This window comes from Stenotrophomonas sp. MH181796 (assembly GCF_009659995.1).
Taxonomy (GTDB): domain Bacteria; phylum Pseudomonadota; class Gammaproteobacteria; order Xanthomonadales; family Xanthomonadaceae; genus Stenotrophomonas; species Stenotrophomonas riyadhensis.
The window spans coordinates 533,289-558,170 of the sequence record NZ_RAHU01000004.1; the positions used below are offsets into that span (position 1 = coordinate 533,289).

The window sequence follows — 24,882 nt, forward strand, 5'->3', positions numbered from 1 at the left end:
GCAGCCTTCACCCCTGCGCGCCGGCCGCTCACGCTGCCACCTGCTGGTGATCGCCAGCCCGCAGGCTCTGCTCGAACCCGACCACCATCTGGCGGAACGGTTCCAGGTCGGCGCGCAGCTTGCCGATGAAAGCCTCGTCGCGGTCGAAGCGGCGCCACCACAGCTGCTTGCCCACGGCGGCCAGCGCCGGGCAGTACAGGCCGATGTGCCACCACTGCCGGCCAGTCAGCCACATGCAGCCTTGGGCCTGCTCGAACACCTCGCTCGCATCGTTGTCGATGTGGAAGGCGCGCAGCTTCTCGGGGTTGATGAAGCACTTGTATTCGCTGCCACCGTCTTCGCCGATGAAGCCGTCGGCCGAGCAGCCGTAGTCGCCGCAATCGCTCAGGACGAACCCGGCGCGCTTCACCAGCAGGCCGGACTGCACCTCATGCTCGGCGCGGGCCTGCGGCTCCAGCTCATGGCCGCGGCGCATTGCGAACGTCTCGAAGCCCTCGTCCAGCGGCTCGCCACTGATGCGCTCGATGGCCAGGCGGAAGGCGTAGTTTTTGGACGCCTCGCTGAAGTCGCCGATGGGCTCGCCGGCGATGGCCTTCTCGATGATGGCCGAGCGCGGCACGGCCTTATACCCGGCGCGCTCCATGGCCGTCTTCTCGGCCAGGCCGGACAGCACCGCGTCCACATAGACGCGCTGCTGGTCGGTCAGCTCGCCCACGCGCGAGCGCGCGGTGGCGAACATACTGGCGGTGATGATGCCGGCACGGGCGCGGTGCCACGCCTCGCTGCCTTGGTCGCACCCGATGACGATCACAGCGGCACCTCTTCATCGGCTGCCGGCTGCTGGTCGCCATCCTCCACGTCCGTGGCGCTGGCGCGGTCGGCGATGCCCTTCAGGGTTTCATGGCCGGCCGTGCCGATCAGCTGGCGCTGTTCCTTCGACAGGCGGCCCCATGCACCCTGGTATTCCTCCATGCCGCACTCGGCGAACTCCTGCAGGCTGGCATACAGCGCCTGCCGCTCCGGGGTGTCCTGCGGTTCGGCCGGCTGCTGGCGGGTGATGGCGCCCGCGGTGGAAGAACGGCGGTCTGCGCGCACAGATTCGGCATCGATGATGTCCTTGCCTTCCATTTCCTCGGCAGTGGGCTGGGAGCCGACCGCTTCCGGGAACGCCTTGCGCAGCGCCTGAGCCTCTGCGCACTTCGCCAGCTGGCCGAAGGCGCGCTTTTCCCACATGGCGTTCGGACTGCCATCGCTTTTGGAAGCGTAGTTCTCCAGCCAATATTCCTTGGCGGAGAACTCAACCACCTGGTTGCCGAGCAGCTTGCGGACCGTAACGCGGCACCATTCCGGGTAGTGCAGCTGAATGGCTTTCTGAGTCTTCTGCCTGCGCCCGTTGGGGCCATCGGACCACACGTCCCGCACCGACTCCATGGTGCAGGTCGGTCCGAACTCGGGTTCACTGCAGCCGGCGTACTGGCACGTGCGGGAGGCGTTGATGCGGTACAGGCCAATGCCAGGCATCACCACGTCGCGCATGCCGTTGACGGGGGTGCCGTCGGGGTTCTCGCCGATCTTCACCTTCATGGGCACGATGTGCACCGGCTTGGTCATCGGGTCGAGCCCGGCCGCCTGGCAGTAGCTCAGCACCATGTCGATGGACGCATCGCTGGCGCCCGGATACAGGCTCGACTTCAACGCGCCGCGGATGGCTTCGGCCTGCTCGCTGGTCATCATGGCGCCGGCAGCGGCGCGGGTGGTCATCTGGTTCATGGGTGCCTCAGTAGCGGATGGCCACGGCCGGGACCTTGCCCTGCACGATGGCGGTGATTACGGTGGCGGCATCGTCTTCGCTGATGCCCTGTGCGATCAGCGCGGCCATGGCGGCGCGGTTGATCGAACGGCGGTGTTCGACGTCGGCGGCGCGTGCTTCGTCCGCCTTGCGCTGGGCATCGGCCTGGGCCTGTCGCTCACGCTCGGCGCGCTCAGCTTCTTCCTGGGCGCGGCGCTCGGCGGCGGCGACAGCTTCGGCCTTCTCGCGTTCGGCACGCTCTGCGGCGTCCTTGGCGCGCTGCTCGGCTTCGGCTGCCTCACGGGCCGCGCGCTCGGTGGCTTCGCGGGCCTCGCGTTCGGCGCGTTCTACTGCAGCGGCTGCCTCACGCTTCGCGTTCTCTGCGGCCTCAGCCTGCAGGCGTGCTTCGCGCTCGACGCGCTCACGCTCGGCTTCTTCAGCAGCACGCACAGCTTCCTCGCGTGCGCGAATCTCTTCTTCCTTCCGGGCAAGCTCGGCCAGGCGTGCCTCTTCTGCAGCCGCGCGGGCGCGTTCCTCTGCCTCCACACGTTCGCGTTCGATGCGCTCCTGTTCCGCCTCCCAATCGGTCAGCGGTTTGCGCACCTCGTCGCGCAGCGCGTCCAAGGTGTCGCGTGCCTTCTTGCGGGCCGAGTCAATGTCGCCGGTCTGCTTCTTCAGGTCGGCCACCAGCGCCTTGCCAGCGTCATCGATGGCGGTCTTGGAGCGCGACACCTTGTAGGCGATCGAGGCGATTTCCTTGCGGCCGGCAACCGTCTTAACGTTCGGTACCAGGGTGACGGCCTCAGCGCGGATGCGGGCCAGCAGGTCGTCCAGTCCGCCGCCGGTGAAGACCTCAACGGCGTTTACAGATTCGAGCGGGATCAGGGCTTCGGACATGGCAGTTCCTTTGTCGGGTGGGAATAGGTGCCGGCTTTGTGGAAGGCCTGGCCGGCGCAGGCACCCGCAGGGGGCGGGCGGGGGAATGTGTTACGCGGCCAGGTCTTCCTGCTGCGCGGCAGCGCTCGGCGGCGTGAGGGTCAGACGCACCTCACCCCGGCGCCAGGCGGAGATCAGCTCGGCGTCTTCGTCCTCGTCCAGCAGCACCGAGACGGTGAAGCCCATGGCCACGCTGCCGCCTTCGAGAGGCTTCCAGGTGATCTTCTTCACCTTGGCGTCGGCGAAGAACACCGCCTCGATGTGGTCCATCAGCGAGCCGATCGACAGCTCGTAGCCTTCGAACTTGCCGGTGATGTCCTGCTCGCCCAGCAGCGGCAGGTTGAGCGCCACCAGGTCGGTGCTGCCTTCCATCGGCAGGTTCTGCTGCTGGCCCTTGTCGGCCTTCTTCCAGAACGCCGGCAGGATGGCTGGGTCGATGGTGTTGAGGATGGTGTTCGGGGCGTTCAGCGAGAACTTCAGGTCAGCCGCGGCCGCGTCTTCGTCGCCGTGCTTTTCCTTCCGCAGGTTTAGATGCGAGAACACCGCATCGTGTTGATCGAGTTGGAACATCGGTGGTGCCTCTCGTAGGAGCCGGCCGCGCCGGCGGGAAGTCAGGACCAGGCCAGCGGCCAGCACATGGCAGCGGCCAGCCCGGCGGTGATGGCGTAGCAGGCGAGGGCAGCGGCTAAGTCGCGCCAGCTGCGGCAGCCGATGGCGGTCAGGAAGCGCATCAGACAGACCTGTTGTCGCGGGGGTGAATCTCGGTCTTGCCGCGCAGCAGCCAGTAGGCGATGCGCTCGCGCCACGTCATGTAACGGGCCTCGCCGCGCAGCGTGCGAATCAGCAGGCCGTCCTTCTTCGGGGTCACCTGCACGCAGTTCGTGTCGATGTGATGGCTTGCTTCCAGCAGCGTGGTTTTAAGGCAAGGAACATCGCCTTCAGCGAACGAAATGGCGTTAGCGTGGCCAGCCAAGGCATCCGCAAGGTTGCTGGCATGCTTGATTTCACGATCAGACTTCATGGCACTCTCCTTCTGCGCAGATGCCGTCGATGGCTTCCTGCTGGTGGTTGGAATCGGTGGGTTCGCAGGCGGCCAGAGCGGCGCGCAGGCGGTCGCCCGTGATGACTACGTCGACCAGGTCGCTGGAATCGAGGTAGGCGCGTGCTGCGGCGAAGACCTCTGCGATCAGTTCGCGCGCAAGGCCCAGGTCGTTGTCGGAATCGGCATTCGGCAGGTCGATGGCCAGCACGCATTGGGTGCCATAGATCACCTGCAGCACGTCGATGCGGCGGCTCACGGCTGAACCTGCCTGCAGCGATTTGAGCGCACGGCGCAGCCGCTGGACGGCGTCAGTTCGGACCTCAATGCGGATGGTCGGGTCGCTGCTGTTGAATGCAGCGAACGGCTGTGCTGCCTCGATCAGCTCGGCGACTGCGGCAAGGGCTCCGCTTAGGTCCAGGTCAGATGCGGAACCTCCTTTGACGCGGGCGAGGGCGGACCACAATCGCCCCCAATCTTCATTGCCTGCGGTGGCGTCATGGACCTGACTCGACGCCTCAATCAGCTCGGCGACGGCGTTTATGGAAGCGCTGAGTTCTGGAACTTTTGTATCGATATCAACGCCTGCTGTCTGAGCAGCCATCAAATCGCCAAGAGAAGAGTCCATCACCGCCAGCACATCGACAGGGGCGCTCATGCCGCCACCTGCTGCAGCGCCATTTCCAGCAGCTGCGCGTCGATTGCCGCGGCCTCGTCGCGGGCCAGCCGGTACAGGTCCAGCAGCACGCCCGAGCCCATCAGGTCGGCAGGGTCCGTGTGGTGCAGCCGGTGCAGCGCCAGCGACACCTCGGTGTAGTGGGTACCGCTGAAGGTGCCGGCCGTCAGTTCCTCGGCCTCGCGCAGCTTCGCCGGGTCGGTGCGGTAGGCCTTGGCTAGGTCCGCCGCGCGCTCGGCGCGATGTTCCTGACCGAAACGCGGATCTTCCTGGTTGTCCCAGTTGCGCTGGGCGCTACGTGCCCGGTCGCTGTATGGCTGCAGTGCCATGGTGAACCCCGTCATATGGCCCGGGTGGGCCGACGGGGCTACTTAAACACAGTGTTTATTCTTGTGTCAACATGATGTTTAACGATGGTGGTTGGCAGGCGTCGATCAGACGAAAAAAAACCCGCCTAGGCGGGTTGGTGCGGGCGTCTACTCACCTTGGGAGAGCTGTCCCGGGTCGAAGTGTTTGTCATCGACCGGGTTGTCGGGCGCATCCCGCCTCTCATTGGGCAGGCGTCGGGCAGCTTCCAGATAGGGGTTTGTGTCGGAACTCGCGGAGGTAGCTGCCTTGGGAACAACCTTGTCGATGACTTCTTCAGAGTATCCAGAGTCTCTAAGCCCCTGCCTGCGTTCGTCTTCGATAGCGTTCCAAATGGGATGCCACTGGTCATCTACAACCAGCGGCGAATGGATTTCGGCAGAGCGATTCAGGGCGGAGGCTGCATCGCGCTGGTGCTGGTTGTATGCCAAAACGGAAAGCGTTGCCGCAACTGCCAAGCCAAGGGCAAAGATCCACTTCAAGGCTCGTTTTCCCGAAAGCACAGCCGCGTAGATCACGCTAACGAAAACGACAGGGCCACCGCACAGCAGAAGGCCGAACATCGTGCGGTCGTACAGCTCGACGTCGTTGTCGAACGCGCTCCAAGCCGCAAGCACAACGATTAAGGCGATCCACAGACATACGGCTATCGCGGCCGATCTTCGCCAGCCAGAGGCCATGATCCATGCGTGCAATCTCGTTGAAGCCATTGGAAATTCCCTCTCTCAGTTGAAACGCTCGATCCTGTTGCGCAGATACACCTTCCCCCCGATCAACGTTCCATCTGGCATCGGGAACGGGTCGCCATAGCTCTTGTTGTCGCTGGCGACATGGATCACACCCCGATCCAGCAATCGCTTGATCTGTTGTCCGTTGCCCATGTTGATGAGGTAGATCCCGTCGCCGTCGAAGGAAGTAATTCCGGTATCAACCACCACGGCATCCCCCGGCTGGATCACAGGCTGCATCGAGTCCCCGTTGCCTGTGATAAGCCTCAACCGTCCTGGTGCAGGCACGAAGCCAACGATGCTCCGGATGTAGCCGGGTTCGAAATCGATGGCCCGGATCACTTCCGGGTAATCGACGTTCTCTACTGCGTCGCCCATACCTGCCTCCGCGTCCAATTGCTGAACGCGAACATAGTCACGTTCCGTCGCAGAACCGGAGACCGGACCAGGACCAGGACCAGGACCACCGATAAGCATCGGGGCCTGTGCCTCGAGTATCCAGGTGGCGTTGATGCCCAGCATTTGCTGCGCCTTGTTGGCGCCTGCGGCGGAGACGCCGGTAGAGCGGCTTTCCCAGTTCTTAAGCGTCTGCGGCGACTGGCCCAACGCCCGAGCCACGGCTGACTGGCCGCGGATGGGCGAGTCGAGGTGAGCGGCGGCGGCGTAGAGCCGTTTCATCGAAGGGTGCATTTCAGCCATGCGGCATTGTCCTGCGCCTAAACATGGCGTTGTTACACGTCGTGTTGACTGCGGAATAAACATGACGTTTAATCTGTGGCATGAACCAGCCAACCACGACCATGCACAAGGATTCCGAGCTGATTGACCAGCTCGGTGGCCCCGCCGAAGTGGCCCGACGACTGGGCTTTGCCATGCCCAAGGGCACGCAGCGCGTACAGAACTGGAAGTACCGGGGCATCCCTCCGTACACGCGGGTCACCCGAACCGACGTGTTCGGCCCGGCGCCGCTCGATGTGGAGCAGCAGACCCCGGAAGCCGAGGCCGCCGCCTGACATGGCCGCGCCCGCTCGAACCCACCAGATCCTGGCATCAGGCCAGCGGGTTGTAGATGGCCCCGGCCGGCGCCGCTGCACGATCACCCGCAACGTTTCGACCGACCAGAAGCTCCTTTCCGCAACTGTTGCATACGCGGTAGAGGTCTCCGCCAAAACGAGGGGCGGGCTGGAGAACGCTTCGAGTGCCATCACGGTCCCAACAGACCTGACAGAGATGGTGCTGCGGCTGCGCGATCTCTGGATCGCCTTGCCCGCCAGTCTCGATGTCGCAGCGGTATGCGAGCGCGCCGTTTCCGATGTCGACAAGAGGGTAGCTGTCCTTCTTCGCGATGGCTTCTTTGAGTTTTCGCAGTTCCTCTGTGGTCTGGAAATACTCGCTCTGCAGCTGCAGGAGCATGGTGTTGTGAGCGAGCAGACCCTGCTGGGCTGCCAGCAGCTTCTCGTTGATCTGCGCGATAGCCGCAGCCGACTGATTGAAGTCGCGAACGGACAGGGTGGCGGTGGCCAACTCCTGGGCGCTCTTGAGCAAGGCAATCGCCGTGGCGATTGAACTGAAATCCATGTCCGTCTCCGGTGGTAGTTGGGTTGGGTCGCACCTCCAACTTTACCGGCAGACGGGCGCCTATCCAGCCGGTCACAGGCCGGCCCGGGCGGGGAAGGGGATTACCACCCCGGGCACCCTCCGGCGCCCCCGCGGCCGCATCACCTGGCCGACCGGCCGCACGTCGACCCGTTCGCCGACCCGCTTCAACACGAACCAATTCCCACCCATTCGCATGAGCGTCAGGACGTTGGCTCCGGCCAGTTGATTCGTTTTCGCCACAGGGCTGCACTCCGATTTGGGGATGCGGCCATTTTCAGAACCAGTCAGGGGAACGCAGGGGAAAACGTCTTCCCCCGCATTCCCACCCACGGGATAACTGCATGAAAAGTCAGCAAATTACCTATGAAGACGGGTTGACCCGCAACCCGACGCTCCGTGACCACATGGCGGCGATGGTCCACCGGGGCGCCGGCCTGACGGCTGTGGCCGGTCAGCTGGACATGGCCCCTTCGAAGTTGAGCGAGAAGCTTGCCGGCTGCGACAGCGGCGGCAAGCCGCGTGGCCTGTCCATCGACGACCTCGAGCGCTACATCCAGACCACCAAGGACGTGTCGCCGGTCCACTACCTGATCGAGCGCTACCTGGTCACTCCCGAAGCAGCGACGGCAGAGGCGCTGGCCGAGCTGCACCAGCACCTTTCTGCCCTGAGCGGGACGCTCGCCAAGCTGGGGATCAAGTGGCCATGACCGCCCACACGATCAACCTGGCCGACCAGCAGCGCGAGCGCCGTATCCGCGAGCTGGCGGCTGCCATGAGGGTTGCCCGGTCCTGCGGCGACCGCGCGGCGCTGCGGCGCCTGTGGAGCGAGCTGCGCGCTTCGGTGCTGGCCCGTTCCCCCGAGCAGGTGCGGGTCATGGAGCAGCGCATCGGTGTCGCTACGCAGGGGGCGTGCTGATGGCCAGGATCCGCTCTATCAAGCCCGAGTTCTGGTCCAGTGAGCAGGTGATGGAATGCTCGCCGATGGCTCGGCTGCTCTTCATCGGCCTCTGGAATTTTTGCGATGACGCCGGCAACCACGTGGCCAGCGCCAAGACCGTGAAGGCCGAAATCTTCCCCGGAGACGACATTGGCTCGTCGGATGTGCAGCGAATGCTCGACGAGTTGTCGTCGAATGCGTTGATCGCCTTCTATACCAGCGGTGGCAAGGAATATCTGCACGTCACTGGCTGGCGGAAGCACCAGAAAATTGACCGCCCCACGTTCAAGCATCCGCCGTTCTCGGAAGATGCTCGACGAGCGCTCGACGAGTCCTCACCCCCGGAAGGGAATGGAGTGGAGGGGAGTGGAGAGGAAGGGAAGGGAGAAGATCTATCCTCGCTACGCTCGGATTCGTCCAACGCCGCCGGCGTGGACCTGCTCGGCGACGCCGCAGGCCAGGGCAAAGGGCAGGACGCCAAGGCCGACCTGAAGGCCCGCAAGGCCGACCGCATCCGCGAGATCGCCACCGATGCGCAGGCCGCGTTCAACGCAACCCTGGCCAAGCCGCATGGCCTGCTGTCGAAGTGCACGGTGCTGAACAAGCCGCGGGTGAAGGCTGTCGAGAACGCCCTGCCGACCGTGCGCCAACTCTGCCAGCAGCTGTTCGGCAGCGAGCGGGTGACTCCCCAGTTCTGGAAGCTCTACTTCGAATCCGCGGCCGATGATGATTTCTACTCGGGCCGGGTGAAGGGCGGCCCAGGTCATGAGAACTACGTCCCCGACTTCGAGGTCCTGCTGCGCGAGAAGACGATCGCCAAGCTGGCCGACCGCGCCCTGTCGGAGGCCACATGAGCGCCGTCCGCGACGAGGTGAGCCGCCTGTCGAGCCTGTACGGGGACCAGCAGGCCCTGCGCCTGCCGCCGCACAGCATCGACGCCGAGCAATCCGTGCTGGGTGGGCTGATGCTGGTCAACCGGGCACTGGTCGAGGTGCAGGACGTCCTGGTGGAAGGTGACTTCTACCGTCGGGACCACCAGCTGCTGTGGCGCTGCATCCTGCAGCTGGCCGAGAAGCGCCAGCCGTTCGATGCGGTGACTATCGGCGAGTGGTTCGAGGCTGCCGGGCAGCTGGAGCTGGTGGGCGACGGCGCGTACATCATCGAGCTGGCGAACAACACGCCGTCGGCGGCCAACGTTCGGGCCTATGCCGAGATCGTCGCGGAGAAGGCCAAACTACGTGCGCTGATCGATGCCGGGCACGACCTCATCGACGCGGCCTATAGCCCCGAGGGTCGCAGTGCGCTCGACCTGATCGGGCATGCCCAGTCCCGCATCGGTGGGCTGCTGGACAGCGAGCCGTGCGACCTGGAGCCGGTGGCACCGGTGATGGCGCGTGTTTTCGACCAGCTTTCCCATGCCGCCGAAACGGTCGATGGCATCACCGGCCTGTCCACCAGCATGGAAGACCTCGACCAGATCCTGGACGGCTTGCTGGGTGGGCGCCTGTACGTGCTGGCCGCTCGACCCAAGATGGGCAAGACGACCCTGGCGCAGAACATCGCCGAGCAGGTGGCCCTGCGTGCGGGCAAGTCGGTCGCCTTCTTCAGCTTCGAGATGAAGCCAGAGGAACTGGGCAAGCGCATGCTGGCCAACCTGGCCGGGGTGAGCGGCGGGAAGCTGCGGTCGGGCAAGCTCGACAACGCCGACTGGCAGAACGTCACCCTCTGGACACGCAGGATTGGCGAGGCGGCGATGCGCATCAGCCGGCCGCGCATCGCCAAGGTGCAGCACGTCTGCGCCCAGGTGCGCCGCATGAAGGCGCAGGACGACAACCTGGTTCTGGTGGTGATCGACTACCTGCAGCTGATGCACGTCTCGGGGGACAACCGTGCCGCCGGCATCGGCGACATCACCCGTGCGCTGAAGCTCCTGGCCAGCGAGCTGGACATCGCGGTGCTGCTACTGAGTCAGCTCAACCGCGACCTGGAGAAGCGCACCGGCGACAAGCGCCCGATCGTGGCCGACCTCCGTGACTCCGGTTCCATCGAGCAGGACGCCGACGCGGTGATTTTCATCTACCGCGACGAGATCTATCACCCCGACAGCCGTTGGGCTGGCACGGCTGAATTGATCGTGGCCATCCAGCGCGACGGTGCGCCTGGCATGGCACGCGTCGCCTATGCGCCGGAGTATTTCCGGTTCTCCAACCTGCCCGAATGGTGGGAGCCGAAGCAGACCAGTGCCTCGGCGCCGGCTGCTGGGGCCGCGCCGAGGGCTCGCCGAGGACTCGCCGCTGCATTGCCGATGGGGGATCGAGAATGAAGCCATCCACTTTCATCCTGCGGGCCGAGAACGCGCGCGATCGCATGGCCGCCGCATGGAAATTCGCTTGCCAGTTCCTAGAGCTGGGGCAGGACGTGCGCCTGACCGTGCAGGAACACAAGCCGAGCCGCAGCCTGGAGCAGAACGCCATGTTCCACGCCATCTGCGGAGAGATCGCGAATCAGCGGAAATGGGCAGGGCGCTGGATCGACGGCGAGGGATGGAAGCGTCTGCTGGTCGATGCCTGGGCCCGTGAGAGCAACCGGCAGCAGGGCGACGTCGTGCCGTCCCTCGACGGCGCCAGCATCGTGAACCTGGCCATTCAGACGCGGCGCATGACCGTGGCCGACATGGCCGACCTGATCACCTTTGCGCAGGCCTGGGCCGTGGAGAACAACGTGCGCCTGAGCGACCAGGCGCCGAAGCGACTGCAGAGGTATGCGGCATGAAGCGCGGACGCAGCACCAGCAAACCCACGATCGAGCAACAGCAGCGCATGGACGCCATCAAGGAGATCGGCTGCGTCATCGCGCAGGCACTGGGCCTGGGCTTCGTGCCTTGCGAGGTCCACCACCTGACCGTGGGCGGAAAGCACGGCCAGAAGCGGCGCGGCCATGACTTCACCATCGGCCTGAACCCGTGGTCGCACCGCGGCGAGCCGTTCGGCGGCATGGATGCGGACACCTGCGAGCGCCTGTTCGGCCCGTCCTATGCGAAGCAGCCGCGCCAGTTCCGCCAGGAGATCGGCAACGACGATTACTTGCTGGACCTGCAGAACACTGCGCTGGAAATCTACTGGGGGAGGGTAAAACCATGGCGAGCCGCCTGATCATCAGCATTGACCCAGGCCTGACGGGCGCCATCGCAACATTGGTGGACGGCGCGCCTGGCCCGGTGATCGATATGCCGTTGCAGGCCGTCGGCGAGAGCCAGGAAGTGGACGCCCGGGCGATTGCTCTGTTCATCCGTGCGGCGCGCGAGATGAACCCTGGTGCGGCTGTGTCTGGCGTCATCGAGCGGGTTCGCGCCATGCCCCCGAAGCGCGGTCCTGACGGCAAGGAAGAGCGGAAGGCGGGGCCGCAGTCGTCGTTCAACTTCGGCGACCACTATGGCAAAGCCAAGGCCGTGTTCGAGTTGCTGGGCGTGCCGTACCTGCGTGCTGAGCCGGCCAGCTGGAAGCGCTGGTTTGGGCTGACCAACCAGGGTAAGGATGCGGCGCGCCTGCTCGCCATCCAGCGGTTCCCATCCGCCGTCGGCCAGCTGCAGCGGAAGAAGGACAACGGCCGCGCTGACGCCCTGCTGATTGGCCTGTACGGCGACAGTCTGCTGCGGGGCGGTGCATGACCACGCCAGAGGCCCGCACGCGGAAGCGATACAACGCCTACCTGCGCCGGCATGGCGTCTGCTCCGTCTGCACCATGCGCGAGCGCGGCAGCAGCCCGGCGCACTGCCAGCGCCGGCCGGACCGGCAGGGCGGCTGCGACACCGACGGCCTGCTGCCGGTGTTCCGATTCGACGAGAACGTGCTGAAGGGGATGCGCGATGCAGACTGACCTGATGAGCGATTACATCCGGCGCCGCATGGAGCATTGGGGCGAGGAATTCGCGCTGCATAAGGACTGCGAATATCTCGGCCACGCGTCGAAGAACCTGCTGGCGGTGCTGATGGAGCACCACGAAATGCCGGGCAGGGCGACGGGCTACAAGCCGCTGGAGATCAACCCGGAGGCGCAGCAGATCGAGGACGCGGTGTTCGAGATCAGCAGGCATGCGCCGGCCATCGGCTGGGTGCTACGCGCCTACTACTGCGGGCAGGGCCGTCGGAAGATCGAGCGCTGGCACACGGCCAACTCGCTGCTGCAGATGTCGGGGCTACCGACCGTCAGCCAGGCCAGCTACGTGGATATGGCCAGGCGCGGCACCGAGCGTGTTCATGGCATGCTTCTGGCCGTAGCCACTGCTGCCTGACTGGAGCATCAGAATGGAAGAGATAGAACTGAAGCCGTGCCCGTTCTGTGGAACCGACGGGGAAATGTTGACCATCGAGCATATGGAAGGGACGATCCGCCATCCGGCCTACCGCGTTAGATGCGAGCGCTGCGGCGCATCCAGCAGGTACACCGACCATGACTGCCGCGAGGCATGGAACACCCGCGCCGCTCTCTCGCCTGCCGAGGGCTACGTTGAAGCGCCAGAAGATCCCAGCCTTGCCATGACCGCCGCAGGCCGGCTGTTCGGCCTCACGCCGAACCAAGCCTGTGCCGTCTACCAGGCCATGCTGGCTGCTCGCCCGAAGGCGGACACGCCTTGACAGGTTAATCCTGAGGGCGTAGAAATCCCGCAAGCTGAAATAGCTACCTCTTTCAACGGCTCGCCCTCACCGGCGGGCCGTTTTTCGTTTCTGCGGGCGTAGGCCAGAGGTCCAGGCCACCGGGCTCATAACCCGGCCGTCGCCGGTTCGAATCCGGCCCCCGCAACCATCCACGCCCGTCCACCCTCACCGGACCAATTCGCCGAGCCTGCCGGGCTGCGGTGACGGGCACCTATCGACCAATCGGGGAGGGCGTCATGCCGAACCGGATCAACCATGGAACCGACATGCGGGGAGAAATCATTGACGCGGTGGGGACCGCAGCCCTGAAGGTCACGCCGCCGGTAACGGTGGCCACGGCCGTCGCATCGGGGTTCACCCTGGACAAAGCGGTGCTGGTGCTGACGGCCATCTACCTGGTGGGCCAGATCGGCTACCTGGTGTGGAAGTGGATCCGCGAATGGCGCCAGGCGCGCCGCGGCGGGGTGATCGGATGAAGGGCAAGGTGATCGGCGGCAGCGCCGCAGCCGTCATCGCCCTGGCCGCGGCCGCGCTGGTGAAGCCGTGGGAGGGCTACTCGCCGACGCCGTACATCGACATGGTCGGTGTGGCCACCTACTGCTACGGCGACACCAGCCGCCCGGACAAGGCGGTCTACACCGAGCAGGAGTGTGCCGAAAAGCTCAACAGCCGCCTGGGCAGCTACCTGACCGGCATCAGCCAGTGCATCAAGGTGCCGCTACGCGAACGCGAGTGGGCTGCGGTGCTGAGCTGGACCTACAACGTGGGCGTGGGTGCTGCCTGCCGCTCGACCCTGGTGGGCCGCATCAACGCTGGCCAGCCCGCCGCGAGCTGGTGCCCGGAGTTGGACCGATGGGTGTACGCCGGTGGCAAGCGCGTGCAGGGCCTGGTGAACCGTCGGGCGGCTGAGCGCCGGATGTGCGAGGGCCGGTCGTGAACCGCATCGCCGTCGCAGTCGTCGCGTTCGCCCTGTGGTCCGCAGCCATGTTCGGTGCTGGCTGGGCCTGGCGCGGCGACCGGGCAGAGGGCAGGGAAGCCGATCAGCGCGCCGCCGGCGCTGTGGCGGTCGCCACCCAGGTGAACCAGACCCGTGCCACCGAGCACGCCCAGGCCGAGGCACTGGCCACCATCGGAGCGAAGCATGAAGAAGACCGCACTGCGGCCGCGACCGTCCCTGCTGCTGTTGTGGCTGACCTGCATGCTGGGCGTCTCCAGCTGCGCGACGACCTCGCCACCTGCAGCACCAGCCTCCTGTCCCAAGCCGTCGCCGGCGCCGTCGAACGTGATGCGCACGCCGAACTACGAGCAGAGGTTGCGGGAGCTGCTGTTCAAATCGGCCGCGACGCCGACGACCACGTCCGCGCCAGCCAAGCCGTGATCCGGGCGGACAGGGAACAGTAATGGCACGGCCGAGCAAGTACAGCCAGCAGCTGGCCGACGCGATCTGCGACCTGCTGGTGGATGGTAAGAGCCTGCGCACGATCTGTTCCACGGCAAAGATGCCGTGCCGTTCCACGGTCATTCGTTGGTTGGCTGAGAACGAGGCATTTCGCAACCAGTACGCGCGTGCACGCGAGCTGCAGGCGGACACGCTGGCCGAAGAGATCCTCGACATCGCCGACAAGGCGGTGCTGGGCGAGCGGCTGAAGAAGGACGGGAAGGGCAAGGTGCTGGAGCGACAGACAGGCGACATGGTCGAGCGCTCCAAGCTGATGATTGATGCCCGGAAGTGGTACGCCGGCAAGCTGCAGCCCAAGAAGTACGGCGAGCGCGTTGCTCTGGACCACGGCGTACAGGACAACCTGGCCGACCAACTGAGGGCCGCCCGTGAGCGCGCAGCCGGCCGCGAGTCCTGAGCAGCAGCTGGTCGAGGCGATCGGCTCGTTCCAGCACGACCCGCTGGGCTATGTGCTGTTCAACTTCCCTTGGGGCGTCAAGGGCGGCCCACTGGACGGCAAGAAGCTGCGCGCTTGGCAGCGCCGGCAGCTGGAGAAGATCGGCGGGAAGCTGCAGGCCGGGGCTGCTGATGCTGGCGAGGTGATCCGCCAGGCTGTCGGCTCTGGCCATGGCATCGGCAAGTCCGCGCTGGTGGCGATGCTGATCAAGTGGGCCTTCGACACGTTCGAAGATACCCGCGGCGTTGTCACGGCCAACACCGACAACCAGCTGCGCACGAAGACCTGGGCCGAGCTGTCGAAGTGGCACGGGATCAGCCTCACCAAGGACTGGGCCACGCTGACCGCCACGGCGCTGATCAGCAACGCCCCGGGCCACGACAAGACCTGGCGCATTGACGCGGTGCCGTGGTCACAGAACAACACCGAGGCGTTCGCGGGCCTGCACAACGAGGGCCGGCGCATCCTGCTGGTGTTCGACGAGGCTTCGGCCATCGCCGACAAGGTGTGGGAAGTTGCCGAGGGCGCGCTGACCGACCAGGGCACCGAGATCATCTGGGCCGCGTTCGGCAACACCACCCGCAACACCGGCCGCTTCCGTGAGTGTTTCCGCCGATTCAAGGCCAGCTGGGACACCGAGCAGATCGACAGCCGCACCGTTGAGGGTGTGAACCTGGTCGAGGCCGAGCGCATGGTGCGCGACTACGGCGAGGACAGCGACGTGGTGAAGGTCCGTATCCGCGGCCTTTTTCCCTCGATGTCAGCCCGCCAGTTCATCGCCGAGGCGGACGTGGCTGCAGCCTACGGGCGGCACCTGCGGCCCGAGCAGTACAGCTGGGCGCCGAAGATCCTCACTCTGGACCCGGCGTGGGAAGGCGACGACGAGCTAGTGATCGGCCTGCGTCAGGGACTGGCCTATCGGCAGCTGCGCACGCTGGCCAAGAACGACAACGACATGGCGGTGGCGGCCATCCTCGCCCAGCTGGAGGACGAGCATAAGGCCGACGCTGTGTTCGTAGATGGCGGTTTCGGCACTGGCATCGTGTCCGCAGGCCGAACCATGAGCCGCGACTGGCGCCTGGTGTGGTTCTCGGGCGAGTCGGGCGACCAGGGCTGCCTCAACAAACGCGCCGAGATGTGGAAAGCCTGCCGCGACTGGCTGAAGGAAGGCGGGGCAATCCCTGAAGACCCGCAGCTGCGCGACGAGCTGCAAGCACCCGAAACAGTGCCGCGCCTCGACGGCAAGCTGCAGATGGAATCGAAGAAGGACATGAAGCGCCGCGGACTGCCGAGCCCCAACCGGGCCGACGCCCTGGTGCTGTCGTTCGCATACCCCGTGATGCCCCGGCCGCGTTTCCCCGATGGGTCGCCGATGGAGCATCGCGACCACGCCGACCAGCAGGCCGGTGAACCCTACAACCCGTTGTCCTGAAGGAATCCCCATGTGCAACTCCGCCCCGAAGGTGAAGCCGGTGGCCGCAGCGCCCGAAGTGGCGCCCGAGTCCATCGACGATGCCGCCGTGAACGAGCGTGACCGCGAGCGCCAGCGGCAGCGCCTGCGCTTCGGCGCCAGGTCGACCATCCTGGCCGGTGACACCAGCTCGGCGATGCCGACCGCGTCGGTCAAGACGGCGCTGGGTGCCTGACGCCATGTGCACCTCGCGCCAGATCATCGATCCGGGTGGCGTCCTGTTCGGCGACAAGACCGGCAAGTACGCCGACCCTCTCGGCATCACCAAGACCGCCGTGGGTGATCCGACCGGCCGCGTGCGCCGCGCTCGCAAGGAGGCCGAGGACGAGCGCCGCACCTACGCCAGCAGCGGCGCGTCCTCTGTGGCGTATCGATCGCTGGCGCCGACGACAACCGCGCTGGGTGGAACAGCTCCGCGCAACACCGTGCTGGGGGGAGGCTGATGGACATGATGGAACTGCGCGGGCACTGCCGGCGCCGAAAGAAGGCCATGAAGGACAACCAGACGGACTGGAACACCGACTGGCGCCAGGTGTCGGAGTACGTGGACCCAACCCGCGGTCGCTTCTACGGCGAGACCGACACGAAGCCCAGGAAGCGCAACCGGGCCAAGGTCATCAACAGCACCGCCACCGAGGTCCTGCGCACGATGTCGGCCGGCATGATGTCCCACATGACGCCGAAGGCGCAGCCATGGTTCCTGGTCAAGACGCCGGACCCGTCGCTGTCTGAGCAGTTTGGCGTCCGGGTATGGCTGGACGACGTAGCGCAGCGCATCCGCGACGCCTTGGCCAGCAGCAACTTCTACAAGGCCATGCCGGTCGTCTACACGGAAGACGGGTTGTTCGGCACTGCGCCAATGCTGATCCTCGAAGATCCGCGCGAGGTGGTCCGGTTCTACTCGCTGACCGCAGGTACCTACGCGGTGGGGCTGGACGACCAGCAGCGTGTCGACTCGCTGTGGCGTCGGTACACGAAGACTGCCCGGCAGCTGGAGCAGCGCTACGGTGCAGACCAGCTGCCGAGAACCGTTCGGGACTGCCTGGCCAACAATGGCGACCGCGAATTCATCGTGGAGTCGCTGATCGAGCCGAATCCCAACGAGCGCCCCGGTATCGGGCCGCTGGGGCTGCAGGCGCCGCAGTTCCGACCCTACCGCGAGGTAGTCTGGATCGATGGTGTGGGCACCGCCGATCACGGGATTCTGGACATCGGCGGACACTACGAAGCGCCTTTCGTGGTGGCTCGCTGGAATCCCGTGGCGGAGGACGTCTACTCCACCAGCCCGGCGGTCGACTGCTTGGGAGACATCAAGCAGCTGCAGTATCTGGAAGGCGAAAAGCTGCGTCTGATGGAGCAACTCTCCGATCCCACACTCGGGGGGCCGGAATCGCTGAAGCGGTCCGGAGGCGCGCGCCTGCGGAAGGGCGGCATGGTTTACCTGCCGCAGGACTCGGTCAACGCCACCGTCGCGCCGGTCTACACCCCCGACGCCAGGGCGTTGCAGCAGATCCGCGAAGAGATCGCCACCATCGAGGCCCGCATCGAGCGGGCCTTCTTCTATCAGCTCTTCCTGATGCTGGAAGCGCTGGGCGACAAGACTGACCGCACGGCCACCGAGATCGCCACCCGCAAAGAAGAAAAGGCTGCCGTGCTGGCGCCCACGCTGGAGTCGATCACGGACGAAGTTCTCGACCCGGTGATCGTCCGCGTGTTCCGCCTTCTGGAACGCGCCGGCCGCATCCCGGACCCACCGCAGGTGCTGGCCGACCTGCCTCTGAAGATCGAGTACACCAGCATCCTGGCGCAGGCGGCCAAGGCCGCAGCAGTCGGCTCCATCGAGCGCACGGTGCAGTTCGTTGCCGGCGTCGCCCAGGCAACCGGCGATCCATCGGTGATGGACAAGCTGGACGCGGACCAGGTAGTCGACGAATACACCACTGCGGTCGGTGGTCCTGCTTCGATCATCCGCAGCGACGATGCGGTGGCCAGTATTCGTGCCGATCGCGCCCAGCAGCAGCGCCAGCAGCAGCTCGCGGCGGCCGCGCAGCCGCTGAAGGACGCAACCCAAGCACTGAAGACCGCTAGCGATACGGTGCCCGAGGAAGGCTCGGCGGCCCAGGCGCTGATTGACGCCATGCAGGGTGCAGCATGAGCCGGCCGGGTCGCAGCCAGGAGGACATCGACCAAGAGCGACGCGAGCGACAGCTGGCCGTGCTGGAGCTTCGCCAGCTGCGTGAGGACATCCGCAGCGTACTGGCGGAGCCCGTAGGCCGACGTGTGGTCTGGGCGTTCCTGCAGGCAATGGGCGTGGACGCCAGCGCCTTCAACACCAATGCGATGGCCCAGTCCCGCGCCATCGGCCGGCAGGAGGCCGCCCTGTGGTGGCTGCTGGCAATCCGTGACAACTGCCCGGAGCGCGAAGCTCAAATGCGCGCCGAGGCCAACAGTGCACTGAAGCGGCTGCAGTCGCAGCTGCAGCAACCCGAGGAAAGTGAACATGTCGACTGAAACCGCCACCGAGACCAGCACCCAAAATTCTGGCGAAGGCGAGGGCAAGACCACCACCAGCACCACGGAACAGCAGGGCACCGGCGGCAGTGGCCAGCCGGCAACCGAGGGTACGGGGGACGGAGGTGATGCGAAGGGCACCACCAGCACGGACACCAAGGACGAAGGCGGCGAGGCCGGCAAGTCCAAGGGCGACACCAGCGATGGCGCACCGGAGCAGTACGAGGCGTTCAAGGTGCCGGAGGGATTCACCCTTGAAGGCGACCGCCTCGGGCAGGCCACCGAGTTCTTCAAGGCCAAGGGCTGGACGCAGGAACAGGCCCAGGAGGCCGTGGACCTGTATACCCAGATGGCCGGGCAGGACGCGGCGGCACTGCAGCAAGCCGTGGAGGCTCAGCGCCTGCAGCAGCTGGAGCAGTGGGGCGCTGATGCCAAGCAGCAGTTGGGCGCCAAGTACGACGAAACCGTCGGCCTGGCCACCACCGCGGTGAAGGCCATCAACGATCCCGAGCTGACCAAGGCGTTCAACGACCTGGGTTGGGGCAACCACCCGACCATGATCAAGGCGTTTGCCTTCTTCGGTGGCTTCCTTCGCGACAGCAAGGTGGACGGTCTCGGCGGCACCACGACCAGTGGCACGCAGAGCACCGGTGACCGCATGTACCAGTACGCCGACCGCCCGGCGGCACGCCAGCGCGACTGATCCGCCACAACAACCCATCCGACGGCCGCCGATTGGCGGCTCTTTCGTATCCAGAGGACTGAACAATGGCAACTCTCACCCGTGATGTTCCGAACATCACCGACATCTCCACCCGCTACACCCAGGACGGCAAGCCGCTGCCGATCGCGGAGATCCTGACCAAGCGCAAGCCGGTCTTCCAGGACATCCCGTGGGTTGAAGCCAACACCACGAACGGTCACCGCATCGGCGTGGAAACGCAGCTGCCCGAGGCCGTTCTGCGCAAGCTCAACGCTGGTGTGAAGCCATCGACCGGCAAGGCCGCCGACATCACCGAGGCCACCGCCGAGTTCGCGTCCTTGGGCCAGGTCGACAAGGTGCTGGCTGAGCTGTCGACCAACGTCTCCGACTTCCGCGTGAAGAAGAACGGCCGCCACATCGAGGCGATCGGCCAGAGCTTAGAGTCGCAGTTCTTCAACGGCTCCAAGATCCAGTCGGCCGGATTCGTGGGCCTGAAGGAGCGCTACGCCGACGCCACCGGCGACCTGTCGCGCCAGATCATCAAGCTGTCGGGCACTGGCAGCAATCTGACCTCGATCTGGGTCGTTGGCTGGGGCGACGACTCGGTGTATGGCATCTACGCCAAGGGCACCAAGGCCGGCATCCAGCACACCGACTACGGCGACGAACTGGTCGACGATGGCAACGGCGGCAAGTACCCGGCCTACCGCGACTGGTTTGCGCTTCAGGCAGGCCTGGCAGTCGAAGACCCGCGTTGCATCGCCCGCGTGGCGAACATCAAGGTCAGCAATCTGAAGGTCGACCCCGAGCCGAACACCGAGCTGGTGCTGATCAACGAGCTGATCAAGGCGACGCACCGCATCGAGCGCCTGGAGAGCTTGAACACGGTGATCTACGTCAACCGCGACATTTACGAGTGGCTGGACATCCAGGCCAACAACCGCCGCATCCTGGCGCTGAAGCAGACCGAACTGAACGGTCAGCCGGTGAACACCTTCCGTGGCATCCCGATCCGCGTCAGCGACGCGCTCGCCTGGGATGAAGGCGCCGTTGCGTAACTGACCGAGCCCGCTTCGGCGGGTGTTGAAAGAAAACCCACACAACTGGAGCAAGATCCATGTCCCACATTGACGCACGCGCCGAGTTCTCCTCGGCGCAGGCGGTCACCGCGACCGCCATTTCGACCAACGTGATGAACCTGAAGGGCACCGGCCTTGCGCCGAATGCCACCGAAAACTTGGGCGCTCCGGCGATTACCTATCTGGTGATCGTCGCCACCCAGGCTGCAGCAGCGGCAGGCGCTGCCACCGTCGTCGCGTCCCTGGAGTCGGCCGACAACGCCGCACTGTCCACCAACCCGAGGGTGCACTACGCCACCGGCGCCCTGGCACTGGCCGACATGACTGCCGGTGCGGTCCTGGCGGTCGTGCCGCTGCCGGCGGGCGACTACAAGCAGTACCTGGGTGTGCGCTACACGGTGGCGACCGGGCCGCTGACTGCGGGCGCCTTCAACGCGTATCTGACGCTCGACCCGAGCATCTGGCGCGTGTACGCAGACGGCAAGCCGGCCACCCCGGCGTCCTGATCGCACCACTGGCAACACGAGGCCGCCTTCGGGCGGCCTTCTTCTTTCTGGGTGAGCCATGACCTCCCAAGTTGAAATCTGCAACCTGGCCTTGGGCAAGCTGGCCCAGGACATCACGATCACCTCGCTGACCGAGCGCTCCAAAGAGGCGCGCGTTTTCTCGCGCCTGTGGGAGCCTATGCGCGACCTGGTGCTGGCCGACCGGCTGTGGCCTTGGGCGATGAAGGCCCAGCGCCTGGCCGTCGCCGCTGAGGCGCCGATGCCCGGCTGGGAGATCCGCTACGCACGTCCGGCGGACTGCATCACCGTGCTGGCCATCACCGACGACCAGGGCATGCGCGCCGGCCGCCGCCTGTCGCGCTGGTGTGAGCCGCAGTTCCGCCAGTGCCACGGCATCCAGTTCGAGCAGGCGATGGGCACGGACGGCACGTCGCTGCTGTGCGATCGGGCCAAGGCCTATCTGATCTATGTCGCGCGCGTGGAAGACCCGGAGCGCTACCCAGCGCACTTCGTCGATGCGCTGGCCTGCAAGCTGGCCGAGGAAGGCGCGCCGACGATCATCGGTGCCAATGGGTTCTCCAACAAATCCGGCCTGAAGCAGCTCTACCAGCTCGCGCTCAGCCAGGCCGCGGCGCATGACTTCAACGAGGCCGACGAGGACGAGCGGCAGCCGTCCATGGCCCAGATGGCGAGGGCCTGACCATGGCGCGTCTGCTGCAACCGAGCATGTCCGGCGGCGAGCTGTCGCCCGGACTCCAGGGGCGCGTCGACATGGTTCGCTACGCCATCAGCCTGAAGACCTGCCGCAACGTGATCACCAAGCCCACCGGCGGCGGCGAGAAGCGGCCGGGCTACCTGTTCCGCGGTGGTGCCAAGCACAACGATCGTGCCACCCGCTTCATCCCGTTCATCTACTCGACCACGGTCAAGTACGCGATCGAGATGGGCGACGGCTACATGCGGTTCTGGGTAGGCGGCGCGCTGCTGCGCAACGGGGCAGGGGAGATCGTCGAGGTGGCCACGCCATACACCGGCGAGGACATCTACAAGGTGCGACACACGCAGTCGGCTGACGTGCTGTTTCTGGTGCACCCGTGGATCCCGCCGAAGGAGCTGCGCCGCGTTGCCGTCGACCAGTTCGAACTGCGCGACTTCGAATACCGGCGTGGACCGTTCCGCCCGTTCAACAACGACGAGGCCGCGCTGCTGGCCGTGTCCGGCACCCAGGGCGTGGTGACGGTGACGACCAACGTTCCGACCTTTACCGCGGAGATGGTCGGCTCGCTGCTGTACGCCGAGGAAAAGGAACTGCGCTCGGTGAAGCCCTGGGTGGCGGCGGAGAAGAATGTGCCGCTGGGGGCCCTCCGCCGGAGCGACCAGAAGGTCTACCGCTGCGTGAGCGTCCCGGTGGTGACCGGCCTGGAAGGAACGCCGTACTACGTCTGCGGCAGTGTGCGCCCCGTGCACGACAGCGGCCGTGCGTTCGATGGGCCGCAGGACGTGAAGTTCGACAACGTCAACGACTACGCCGTCGGGGTCGAATGGGAATACGTGCACGGCGGGTTCGGGATCATGAAGATCACCGCGTTCACCAGCCCGTTCGAGGTCACCGCCACGGTGATCGAGCGGATCCCCGACAGCATCGTGGGCAACGTTCCACCACCGGTGGCCGGTCCGTGGACGTTCAACGGCGACGGCACCACGAAACAGTTCTCCATCCCTGGCGCGACCAGCAGCAGCTACCTGGACTACCAGGTCAAGATCGACGGCGTGCCGGTTCAATCCAATCCGTACTACCCGGGTGGCAGCGGCACTGGCGGCACCAGTGGTGGCGGTATCGGTCGCGGCGGCAACGTCGCGCAGGAGGCGCAGTAATGGCACAGGGCTGGACGATCGATCCCGGCGCGGACCTGATCAACTTCTACGAGGCGCCGCCGACCGGCGCCAACAACATCGTGGTGACCCAGTACGCGGCCGGTGCCGTCGGTGGCACTGATGTCTGGGCCGTCGGCGCCTGGTCCTATCGCTATGGCTACCCCGGTGAGGTCGAGTTCTTCGGCGATCGCCTGTGGTTCGCCGGCAGCCCTGGCGATCCGCAGACCGTGTGGGCATCGAACATCGGCGACTACCCCAACTTCGGGCGCAGCTCGCCGATCGTCGACAGCGACGCGGTGTCGTTCACGATCAATGCGCGCCAGGTAAATGCGATCCGCGACCTGGTGCCACTGGACAGCCTGCTGGTGCTGACCACCGGCGGCGAGTGGAAGGTCACCGGCGGGCAGGACGCGGTGGTGACGCCCAGCACCATCGGCATCAAGCCGCAGTCCGCCTACGGCACCGGCGACCTGCAGGCCCGCGTGCTGGGCGAGTCGGCGGTGTTCCTGCAGGCACAGGGCCAGCGCGTGCGCGATCTGGCCTATCAGTTCGAAAAGGACGGCTTCCGCGGCAACGAGATCAGCATCTGGGCCGACCACCTGGTGCAGGGCTACACGTTCCGCGGCATCGAATACAGCACGGCGCCCTGGCCGATCCTGTGGATGCCACGCACGGACGGTGTGCTGATCGGCTGCACGTACATGCCCGAGCAGGAGGTCACCGGCTGGCACCCGCATGAAACCGACGGCGAGGTGTTGGACGTCTGCTGCTTGCCCGGTGAGATCGAAACCGAGGTCTACCTGCTGGTGCGCCGCTTCATCAACGGCGAATGGGTCCAGTACGTGGAGCAGATGGCCCCGACCCGGTACGACGATCCGCTCGACTGGAAGTACGCCGACAGCCTGCTGACCTACGACGGCCGGCGGCCGAACGGCTCGACCATGACGCTGACCAGCACCGATGGGTGGAACGAGGGCGCCGTGATCACCGCCACCACTGGCGCCGCGATCTTCAGCGGGGCTGGCGACGTGGGCAACATCCTGCGGCTGGCCATTGGCGACGAACACGTCCGCGTGCGGGTCATGGCCTATGTGTCGCCCACGGTCGCGACGGTGGAATCGATCGGTGCGGTGCCGCTGGCGCTGCGCGGCGTCGCTGTGCAGGACTGGACCTATCAGCGCTCGACGATCGCCGGAATGGGCCACCTGGAGGGCAAGACCGTGGTGGCCTTGGTCGATGGCAACGTGCAGAAGGACCTGCAGGTGGTCGACGGCAAGGTGCAGCTGCAGCGCCCGGGCGGCGTGGTGCACATCGGCCTGCCGTACACCGCCCACATCGAGACGCTGGAGGTCAACGCCAATGGCGGCGACCCGCTGCGGCCCATGAAGAAGCTCGCCTTCGAGGTCGCGCTGCTGGTGCGCAACACCCGCGGCGTCTACGTCGGCACCACGCTGGATACGCTGGACCCTATCGCGCAACGCGATTTTGAGGACTACGACGAGCCCACGGCCCCGTACACGGGCGTCCTGCGCAAGAACATGTCCTGCCGGTGGGGCGTGGACAGCGGTCATTTCCACATCGTGAGCGACGACCCGCTGCCGATGGAGATCCTTTCTCTGATGCCCCAGGTGGTGGCGTCCGAATGAAGGTCACCGCAGAACTGGTACCGGCCGAGGCTGGACACATCGAAGTGATCGCGGCTGCGGCACGGCCCGCAGACGTAGTCGAGCTGTGGGCATGCGCCCGCACCACGCCGGCGGAGGCCCTGCAGCGTGGCCTGGCGGGCAGCGCTGAGGCATGGACTGCGATGGTGCGCGACGTGCCGGTTTGCATGTTCGGGGCCACCCCTTACTCGATCCTCGGCGGCATCGGCACGCCCTGGATGGTCGGCTCGACGGGGCTTAACCCTCTGTCGGTCCAGAAGGAACTGCTGCGCCTGTCCCGTCCCGCCCTGGCTCGGATGCAGCAGGCATTCCCTTCGATGCTGTTCAACGTCGTCGACCAGCGCAACGAGGCCGCGCAGCGCTGGCTGCATTGGCTGGGCTTCCACTTCCTCGCGCCGGTGCCGGTCGGACCGGACAGCGCCCCTTTCCTTCCGTTCTACTGGAGCGCATAAC

At 65.8% G+C, this 24,882-nt stretch carries 37 protein-coding genes and 1 tRNA gene; 28 read left to right on the forward strand and 10 right to left on the reverse strand.

Annotated features, from left to right (window positions below; translation table 11 throughout):
- Positions 1–28 precede the first annotated feature (28 nt).
- From D5301_RS12700 to D5301_RS12740, 9 genes are all read right to left on the reverse strand, one after another.
- Positions 29–811, reverse strand: a complete 783-nt coding sequence (locus tag D5301_RS12700; protein ID WP_324187318.1) for a YqaJ viral recombinase family protein — start codon at positions 809–811, stop codon at positions 29–31.
- The gene (gene bet / locus D5301_RS12705) at positions 808–1,770 is read right to left on the reverse strand and encodes a phage recombination protein Bet (protein ID WP_228756391.1); all 963 of its coding nucleotides are present in this window, start codon (positions 1,768–1,770) and stop codon (positions 808–810) included. The genes D5301_RS12700 and bet overlap by 4 nt, the downstream gene beginning before the upstream one ends.
- A gap of 7 nt (positions 1,771–1,777) precedes the next feature.
- Positions 1,778–2,686: a hypothetical protein gene (locus D5301_RS12710; protein WP_153855835.1), complete on the reverse strand. Its 909-nt coding sequence runs from the start codon at positions 2,684–2,686 to the stop codon at positions 1,778–1,780.
- A gap of 90 nt (positions 2,687–2,776) precedes the next feature.
- Complete coding sequence (locus D5301_RS12715) at positions 2,777–3,295, reverse strand: hypothetical protein (protein WP_153855836.1); 519 nt, start codon at positions 3,293–3,295, stop codon at positions 2,777–2,779.
- 160 nt (positions 3,296–3,455) lie between these two features.
- Positions 3,456–3,746: a hypothetical protein gene (locus tag D5301_RS12720; RefSeq protein ID WP_153855837.1), complete on the reverse strand. Its 291-nt coding sequence runs from the start codon at positions 3,744–3,746 to the stop codon at positions 3,456–3,458.
- Positions 3,736–4,422 carry a hypothetical protein gene (locus D5301_RS12725; RefSeq protein ID WP_153855838.1) on the reverse strand — a complete coding sequence of 229 codons (687 nt, stop codon included), beginning with the start codon at positions 4,420–4,422 and terminating at the stop codon, positions 3,736–3,738. Before D5301_RS12725 ends, D5301_RS12720 begins: the two co-directional genes overlap by 11 nt.
- Positions 4,419–4,769 carry a hypothetical protein gene (locus D5301_RS12730; protein WP_153855839.1) on the reverse strand — a complete coding sequence of 117 codons (351 nt, stop codon included), beginning with the start codon at positions 4,767–4,769 and terminating at the stop codon, positions 4,419–4,421. Before D5301_RS12730 ends, D5301_RS12725 begins: the two co-directional genes overlap by 4 nt.
- Before the next feature lie 147 nt (positions 4,770–4,916).
- Positions 4,917–5,486, reverse strand: coding sequence for a hypothetical protein (locus tag D5301_RS12735; RefSeq protein ID WP_153855840.1), 570 nt, complete (start codon positions 5,484–5,486; stop codon positions 4,917–4,919).
- A 45-nt stretch (positions 5,487–5,531) separates the two neighbouring features.
- Complete coding sequence (locus D5301_RS12740; RefSeq protein WP_228756392.1) at positions 5,532–6,233, reverse strand: helix-turn-helix transcriptional regulator; 702 nt, start codon at positions 6,231–6,233, stop codon at positions 5,532–5,534.
- 80 nt (positions 6,234–6,313) lie between these two features.
- Between D5301_RS12740 and D5301_RS12745 the strand changes: the two genes are divergently transcribed.
- Positions 6,314–6,547 (forward strand): hypothetical protein, encoded by a 234-nt coding sequence (locus tag D5301_RS12745; protein WP_153855841.1) that lies wholly within the window; start codon positions 6,314–6,316, stop codon positions 6,545–6,547.
- A gap of 37 nt (positions 6,548–6,584) precedes the next feature.
- Here D5301_RS12745 and D5301_RS12750 read toward each other — a convergent pair whose 3' ends face one another.
- A complete protein-coding gene (locus D5301_RS12750; RefSeq protein ID WP_153855842.1) occupies positions 6,585–7,112 on the reverse strand; it encodes a hypothetical protein in 528 nt (175 codons plus the stop codon).
- A gap of 362 nt (positions 7,113–7,474) precedes the next feature.
- On the opposite strand from D5301_RS12750, the gene D5301_RS12755 reads away from it, so the two are divergent.
- The 27 genes from D5301_RS12755 to D5301_RS12885 all read left to right on the forward strand — a co-directional run bounded on the left by D5301_RS12755 (position 7,475) and on the right by D5301_RS12885 (position 24,881).
- Complete coding sequence (locus D5301_RS12755) at positions 7,475–7,840, forward strand: hypothetical protein (protein WP_153855843.1); 366 nt, start codon at positions 7,475–7,477, stop codon at positions 7,838–7,840.
- Entirely contained in the window at positions 7,837–8,049 is a 213-nt protein-coding gene (locus D5301_RS12760) for a hypothetical protein (RefSeq protein ID WP_153855844.1), read from the forward strand. Before D5301_RS12755 ends, D5301_RS12760 begins: the two co-directional genes overlap by 4 nt.
- The gene (locus D5301_RS24250; RefSeq protein WP_228756393.1) at positions 8,049–8,924 is read left to right on the forward strand and encodes a hypothetical protein; all 876 of its coding nucleotides are present in this window, start codon (positions 8,049–8,051) and stop codon (positions 8,922–8,924) included. Before D5301_RS12760 ends, D5301_RS24250 begins: the two co-directional genes overlap by 1 nt.
- Positions 8,921–10,393 (forward strand): replicative DNA helicase, encoded by a 1,473-nt coding sequence (dnaB, locus tag D5301_RS12770; RefSeq protein WP_153855845.1) that lies wholly within the window; start codon positions 8,921–8,923, stop codon positions 10,391–10,393. Before D5301_RS24250 ends, dnaB begins: the two co-directional genes overlap by 4 nt.
- A complete protein-coding gene (locus D5301_RS12775) occupies positions 10,390–10,842 on the forward strand; it encodes a recombination protein NinB (protein WP_228756394.1) in 453 nt (150 codons plus the stop codon). The genes dnaB and D5301_RS12775 overlap by 4 nt, the downstream gene beginning before the upstream one ends.
- A complete protein-coding gene (locus tag D5301_RS12780; protein WP_153855847.1) occupies positions 10,839–11,222 on the forward strand; it encodes a Ref family recombination enhancement nuclease in 384 nt (127 codons plus the stop codon). Before D5301_RS12775 ends, D5301_RS12780 begins: the two co-directional genes overlap by 4 nt.
- Positions 11,207–11,737 carry a hypothetical protein gene (locus tag D5301_RS12785; RefSeq protein WP_153855848.1) on the forward strand — a complete coding sequence of 177 codons (531 nt, stop codon included), beginning with the start codon at positions 11,207–11,209 and terminating at the stop codon, positions 11,735–11,737. Before D5301_RS12780 ends, D5301_RS12785 begins: the two co-directional genes overlap by 16 nt.
- On the forward strand, positions 11,734–11,946 hold the full coding sequence (locus D5301_RS12790; RefSeq protein WP_153855849.1) for a hypothetical protein: 213 nt from the start codon (positions 11,734–11,736) through the stop codon (positions 11,944–11,946). Before D5301_RS12785 ends, D5301_RS12790 begins: the two co-directional genes overlap by 4 nt.
- Before the next feature lie 4 nt (positions 11,947–11,950).
- On the forward strand, positions 11,951–12,361 hold the full coding sequence (locus D5301_RS12795; RefSeq protein WP_228756395.1) for a hypothetical protein: 411 nt from the start codon (positions 11,951–11,953) through the stop codon (positions 12,359–12,361).
- 13 nt (positions 12,362–12,374) lie between these two features.
- The gene (locus D5301_RS12800) at positions 12,375–12,704 is read left to right on the forward strand and encodes a Lar family restriction alleviation protein (protein WP_153855851.1); all 330 of its coding nucleotides are present in this window, start codon (positions 12,375–12,377) and stop codon (positions 12,702–12,704) included.
- A 91-nt stretch (positions 12,705–12,795) separates the two neighbouring features.
- A tRNA-Met gene (locus D5301_RS12805) sits at positions 12,796–12,873 on the forward strand.
- Positions 12,874–12,961: 88 nt separating this feature from the next.
- The gene (locus D5301_RS12810) at positions 12,962–13,201 is read left to right on the forward strand and encodes a hypothetical protein (protein ID WP_225792042.1); all 240 of its coding nucleotides are present in this window, start codon (positions 12,962–12,964) and stop codon (positions 13,199–13,201) included.
- Positions 13,198–13,662, forward strand: coding sequence for a lysozyme (locus tag D5301_RS12815; protein ID WP_153855852.1), 465 nt, complete (start codon positions 13,198–13,200; stop codon positions 13,660–13,662). Before D5301_RS12810 ends, D5301_RS12815 begins: the two co-directional genes overlap by 4 nt.
- The gene (locus D5301_RS12820; RefSeq protein WP_324187319.1) at positions 13,659–14,126 is read left to right on the forward strand and encodes a lysis system i-spanin subunit Rz; all 468 of its coding nucleotides are present in this window, start codon (positions 13,659–13,661) and stop codon (positions 14,124–14,126) included. The genes D5301_RS12815 and D5301_RS12820 overlap by 4 nt, the downstream gene beginning before the upstream one ends.
- Complete coding sequence (locus D5301_RS12825; RefSeq protein WP_194936634.1) at positions 14,126–14,581, forward strand: terminase small subunit protein; 456 nt, start codon at positions 14,126–14,128, stop codon at positions 14,579–14,581. Before D5301_RS12820 ends, D5301_RS12825 begins: the two co-directional genes overlap by 1 nt.
- On the forward strand, positions 14,553–16,052 hold the full coding sequence (locus tag D5301_RS12830; protein ID WP_228756396.1) for a terminase: 1,500 nt from the start codon (positions 14,553–14,555) through the stop codon (positions 16,050–16,052). The genes D5301_RS12825 and D5301_RS12830 overlap by 29 nt, the downstream gene beginning before the upstream one ends.
- 10 nt (positions 16,053–16,062) lie before the next feature.
- Positions 16,063–16,266, forward strand: coding sequence for a hypothetical protein (locus D5301_RS12835; protein WP_049438775.1), 204 nt, complete (start codon positions 16,063–16,065; stop codon positions 16,264–16,266).
- A 4-nt stretch (positions 16,267–16,270) separates the two neighbouring features.
- Positions 16,271–16,534 carry a hypothetical protein gene (locus D5301_RS12840; RefSeq protein WP_153855853.1) on the forward strand — a complete coding sequence of 88 codons (264 nt, stop codon included), beginning with the start codon at positions 16,271–16,273 and terminating at the stop codon, positions 16,532–16,534.
- A gap of 5 nt (positions 16,535–16,539) precedes the next feature.
- On the forward strand, positions 16,540–18,246 hold the full coding sequence (locus tag D5301_RS12845; RefSeq protein WP_194936635.1) for a portal protein: 1,707 nt from the start codon (positions 16,540–16,542) through the stop codon (positions 18,244–18,246).
- Positions 18,243–18,602 (forward strand): hypothetical protein, encoded by a 360-nt coding sequence (locus D5301_RS12850; protein ID WP_153855855.1) that lies wholly within the window; start codon positions 18,243–18,245, stop codon positions 18,600–18,602. Before D5301_RS12845 ends, D5301_RS12850 begins: the two co-directional genes overlap by 4 nt.
- A complete protein-coding gene (locus D5301_RS12855) occupies positions 18,592–19,305 on the forward strand; it encodes a hypothetical protein (protein WP_153855856.1) in 714 nt (237 codons plus the stop codon). The genes D5301_RS12850 and D5301_RS12855 overlap by 11 nt, the downstream gene beginning before the upstream one ends.
- Positions 19,306–19,370: 65 nt before the next feature.
- Positions 19,371–20,363 (forward strand): major capsid protein, encoded by a 993-nt coding sequence (locus D5301_RS12860; protein WP_153855857.1) that lies wholly within the window; start codon positions 19,371–19,373, stop codon positions 20,361–20,363.
- 59 nt (positions 20,364–20,422) lie between these two features.
- Entirely contained in the window at positions 20,423–20,890 is a 468-nt protein-coding gene (locus D5301_RS12865) for a Bbp16 family capsid cement protein (RefSeq protein WP_153855858.1), read from the forward strand.
- Positions 20,891–20,948: 58 nt separating this feature from the next.
- The gene (locus D5301_RS12870; protein WP_153855859.1) at positions 20,949–21,590 is read left to right on the forward strand and encodes a hypothetical protein; all 642 of its coding nucleotides are present in this window, start codon (positions 20,949–20,951) and stop codon (positions 21,588–21,590) included.
- A gap of 2 nt (positions 21,591–21,592) precedes the next feature.
- Complete coding sequence (locus D5301_RS12875) at positions 21,593–22,765, forward strand: hypothetical protein (RefSeq protein ID WP_153855860.1); 1,173 nt, start codon at positions 21,593–21,595, stop codon at positions 22,763–22,765.
- Complete coding sequence (locus D5301_RS12880; protein ID WP_153855861.1) at positions 22,765–24,411, forward strand: hypothetical protein; 1,647 nt, start codon at positions 22,765–22,767, stop codon at positions 24,409–24,411. Before D5301_RS12875 ends, D5301_RS12880 begins: the two co-directional genes overlap by 1 nt.
- Positions 24,408–24,881 (forward strand): hypothetical protein, encoded by a 474-nt coding sequence (locus D5301_RS12885; protein WP_153855862.1) that lies wholly within the window; start codon positions 24,408–24,410, stop codon positions 24,879–24,881. The genes D5301_RS12880 and D5301_RS12885 overlap by 4 nt, the downstream gene beginning before the upstream one ends.
- Position 24,882: the final 1 nt, after the last annotated feature.

Excerpts from the sequence above, each read along its gene's own strand:
- bet (WP_228756391.1), bottom strand. The coding sequence starts at position 1,770 with ATGAACCAGATGACCACCCGCGCCGCTGCCGGCGCCATGATGACCAGC.
- D5301_RS12710 (WP_153855835.1), bottom strand. The coding sequence starts at position 2,686 with ATGTCCGAAGCCCTGATCCCGCTCGAATCTGTAAACGCCGTTGAGGTC.
- D5301_RS12715 (WP_153855836.1), bottom strand. The coding sequence starts at position 3,295 with ATGTTCCAACTCGATCAACACGATGCGGTGTTCTCGCATCTAAACCTG.
- D5301_RS12720 (WP_153855837.1), bottom strand. The coding sequence starts at position 3,746 with ATGAAGTCTGATCGTGAAATCAAGCATGCCAGCAACCTTGCGGATGCC.
- D5301_RS12725 (WP_153855838.1), bottom strand. The coding sequence starts at position 4,422 with ATGAGCGCCCCTGTCGATGTGCTGGCGGTGATGGACTCTTCTCTTGGC.
- D5301_RS12730 (WP_153855839.1), bottom strand. The coding sequence starts at position 4,769 with ATGGCACTGCAGCCATACAGCGACCGGGCACGTAGCGCCCAGCGCAAC.
- D5301_RS12735 (WP_153855840.1), bottom strand. The coding sequence starts at position 5,486 with ATGGCCTCTGGCTGGCGAAGATCGGCCGCGATAGCCGTATGTCTGTGG.
- D5301_RS12740 (WP_228756392.1), bottom strand. The coding sequence starts at position 6,233 with ATGGCTGAAATGCACCCTTCGATGAAACGGCTCTACGCCGCCGCCGCT.
- D5301_RS12745 (WP_153855841.1), top strand. The coding sequence starts at position 6,314 with ATGAACCAGCCAACCACGACCATGCACAAGGATTCCGAGCTGATTGAC.
- D5301_RS12750 (WP_153855842.1), bottom strand. The coding sequence starts at position 7,112 with ATGGATTTCAGTTCAATCGCCACGGCGATTGCCTTGCTCAAGAGCGCC.
- D5301_RS12755 (WP_153855843.1), top strand. The coding sequence starts at position 7,475 with ATGAAAAGTCAGCAAATTACCTATGAAGACGGGTTGACCCGCAACCCG.
- D5301_RS12760 (WP_153855844.1), top strand. The coding sequence starts at position 7,837 with ATGACCGCCCACACGATCAACCTGGCCGACCAGCAGCGCGAGCGCCGT.
- D5301_RS24250 (WP_228756393.1), top strand. The coding sequence starts at position 8,049 with ATGGCCAGGATCCGCTCTATCAAGCCCGAGTTCTGGTCCAGTGAGCAG.
- dnaB (WP_153855845.1), top strand. The coding sequence starts at position 8,921 with ATGAGCGCCGTCCGCGACGAGGTGAGCCGCCTGTCGAGCCTGTACGGG.
- D5301_RS12775 (WP_228756394.1), top strand. The coding sequence starts at position 10,390 with ATGAAGCCATCCACTTTCATCCTGCGGGCCGAGAACGCGCGCGATCGC.
- D5301_RS12780 (WP_153855847.1), top strand. The coding sequence starts at position 10,839 with ATGAAGCGCGGACGCAGCACCAGCAAACCCACGATCGAGCAACAGCAG.
- D5301_RS12785 (WP_153855848.1), top strand. The coding sequence starts at position 11,207 with ATGGCGAGCCGCCTGATCATCAGCATTGACCCAGGCCTGACGGGCGCC.
- D5301_RS12790 (WP_153855849.1), top strand. The coding sequence starts at position 11,734 with ATGACCACGCCAGAGGCCCGCACGCGGAAGCGATACAACGCCTACCTG.
- D5301_RS12795 (WP_228756395.1), top strand. The coding sequence starts at position 11,951 with ATGAGCGATTACATCCGGCGCCGCATGGAGCATTGGGGCGAGGAATTC.
- D5301_RS12800 (WP_153855851.1), top strand. The coding sequence starts at position 12,375 with ATGGAAGAGATAGAACTGAAGCCGTGCCCGTTCTGTGGAACCGACGGG.
- D5301_RS12810 (WP_225792042.1), top strand. The coding sequence starts at position 12,962 with ATGCCGAACCGGATCAACCATGGAACCGACATGCGGGGAGAAATCATT.
- D5301_RS12815 (WP_153855852.1), top strand. The coding sequence starts at position 13,198 with ATGAAGGGCAAGGTGATCGGCGGCAGCGCCGCAGCCGTCATCGCCCTG.
- D5301_RS12825 (WP_194936634.1), top strand. The coding sequence starts at position 14,126 with ATGGCACGGCCGAGCAAGTACAGCCAGCAGCTGGCCGACGCGATCTGC.
- D5301_RS12835 (WP_049438775.1), top strand. The coding sequence starts at position 16,063 with ATGTGCAACTCCGCCCCGAAGGTGAAGCCGGTGGCCGCAGCGCCCGAA.
- D5301_RS12840 (WP_153855853.1), top strand. The coding sequence starts at position 16,271 with ATGTGCACCTCGCGCCAGATCATCGATCCGGGTGGCGTCCTGTTCGGC.
- D5301_RS12845 (WP_194936635.1), top strand. The coding sequence starts at position 16,540 with ATGATGGAACTGCGCGGGCACTGCCGGCGCCGAAAGAAGGCCATGAAG.
- D5301_RS12850 (WP_153855855.1), top strand. The coding sequence starts at position 18,243 with ATGAGCCGGCCGGGTCGCAGCCAGGAGGACATCGACCAAGAGCGACGC.
- D5301_RS12855 (WP_153855856.1), top strand. The coding sequence starts at position 18,592 with ATGTCGACTGAAACCGCCACCGAGACCAGCACCCAAAATTCTGGCGAA.
- D5301_RS12860 (WP_153855857.1), top strand. The coding sequence starts at position 19,371 with ATGGCAACTCTCACCCGTGATGTTCCGAACATCACCGACATCTCCACC.
- D5301_RS12865 (WP_153855858.1), top strand. The coding sequence starts at position 20,423 with ATGTCCCACATTGACGCACGCGCCGAGTTCTCCTCGGCGCAGGCGGTC.
- D5301_RS12870 (WP_153855859.1), top strand. The coding sequence starts at position 20,949 with ATGACCTCCCAAGTTGAAATCTGCAACCTGGCCTTGGGCAAGCTGGCC.
- D5301_RS12875 (WP_153855860.1), top strand. The coding sequence starts at position 21,593 with ATGGCGCGTCTGCTGCAACCGAGCATGTCCGGCGGCGAGCTGTCGCCC.
- D5301_RS12880 (WP_153855861.1), top strand. The coding sequence starts at position 22,765 with ATGGCACAGGGCTGGACGATCGATCCCGGCGCGGACCTGATCAACTTC.
- D5301_RS12885 (WP_153855862.1), top strand. The coding sequence starts at position 24,408 with ATGAAGGTCACCGCAGAACTGGTACCGGCCGAGGCTGGACACATCGAA.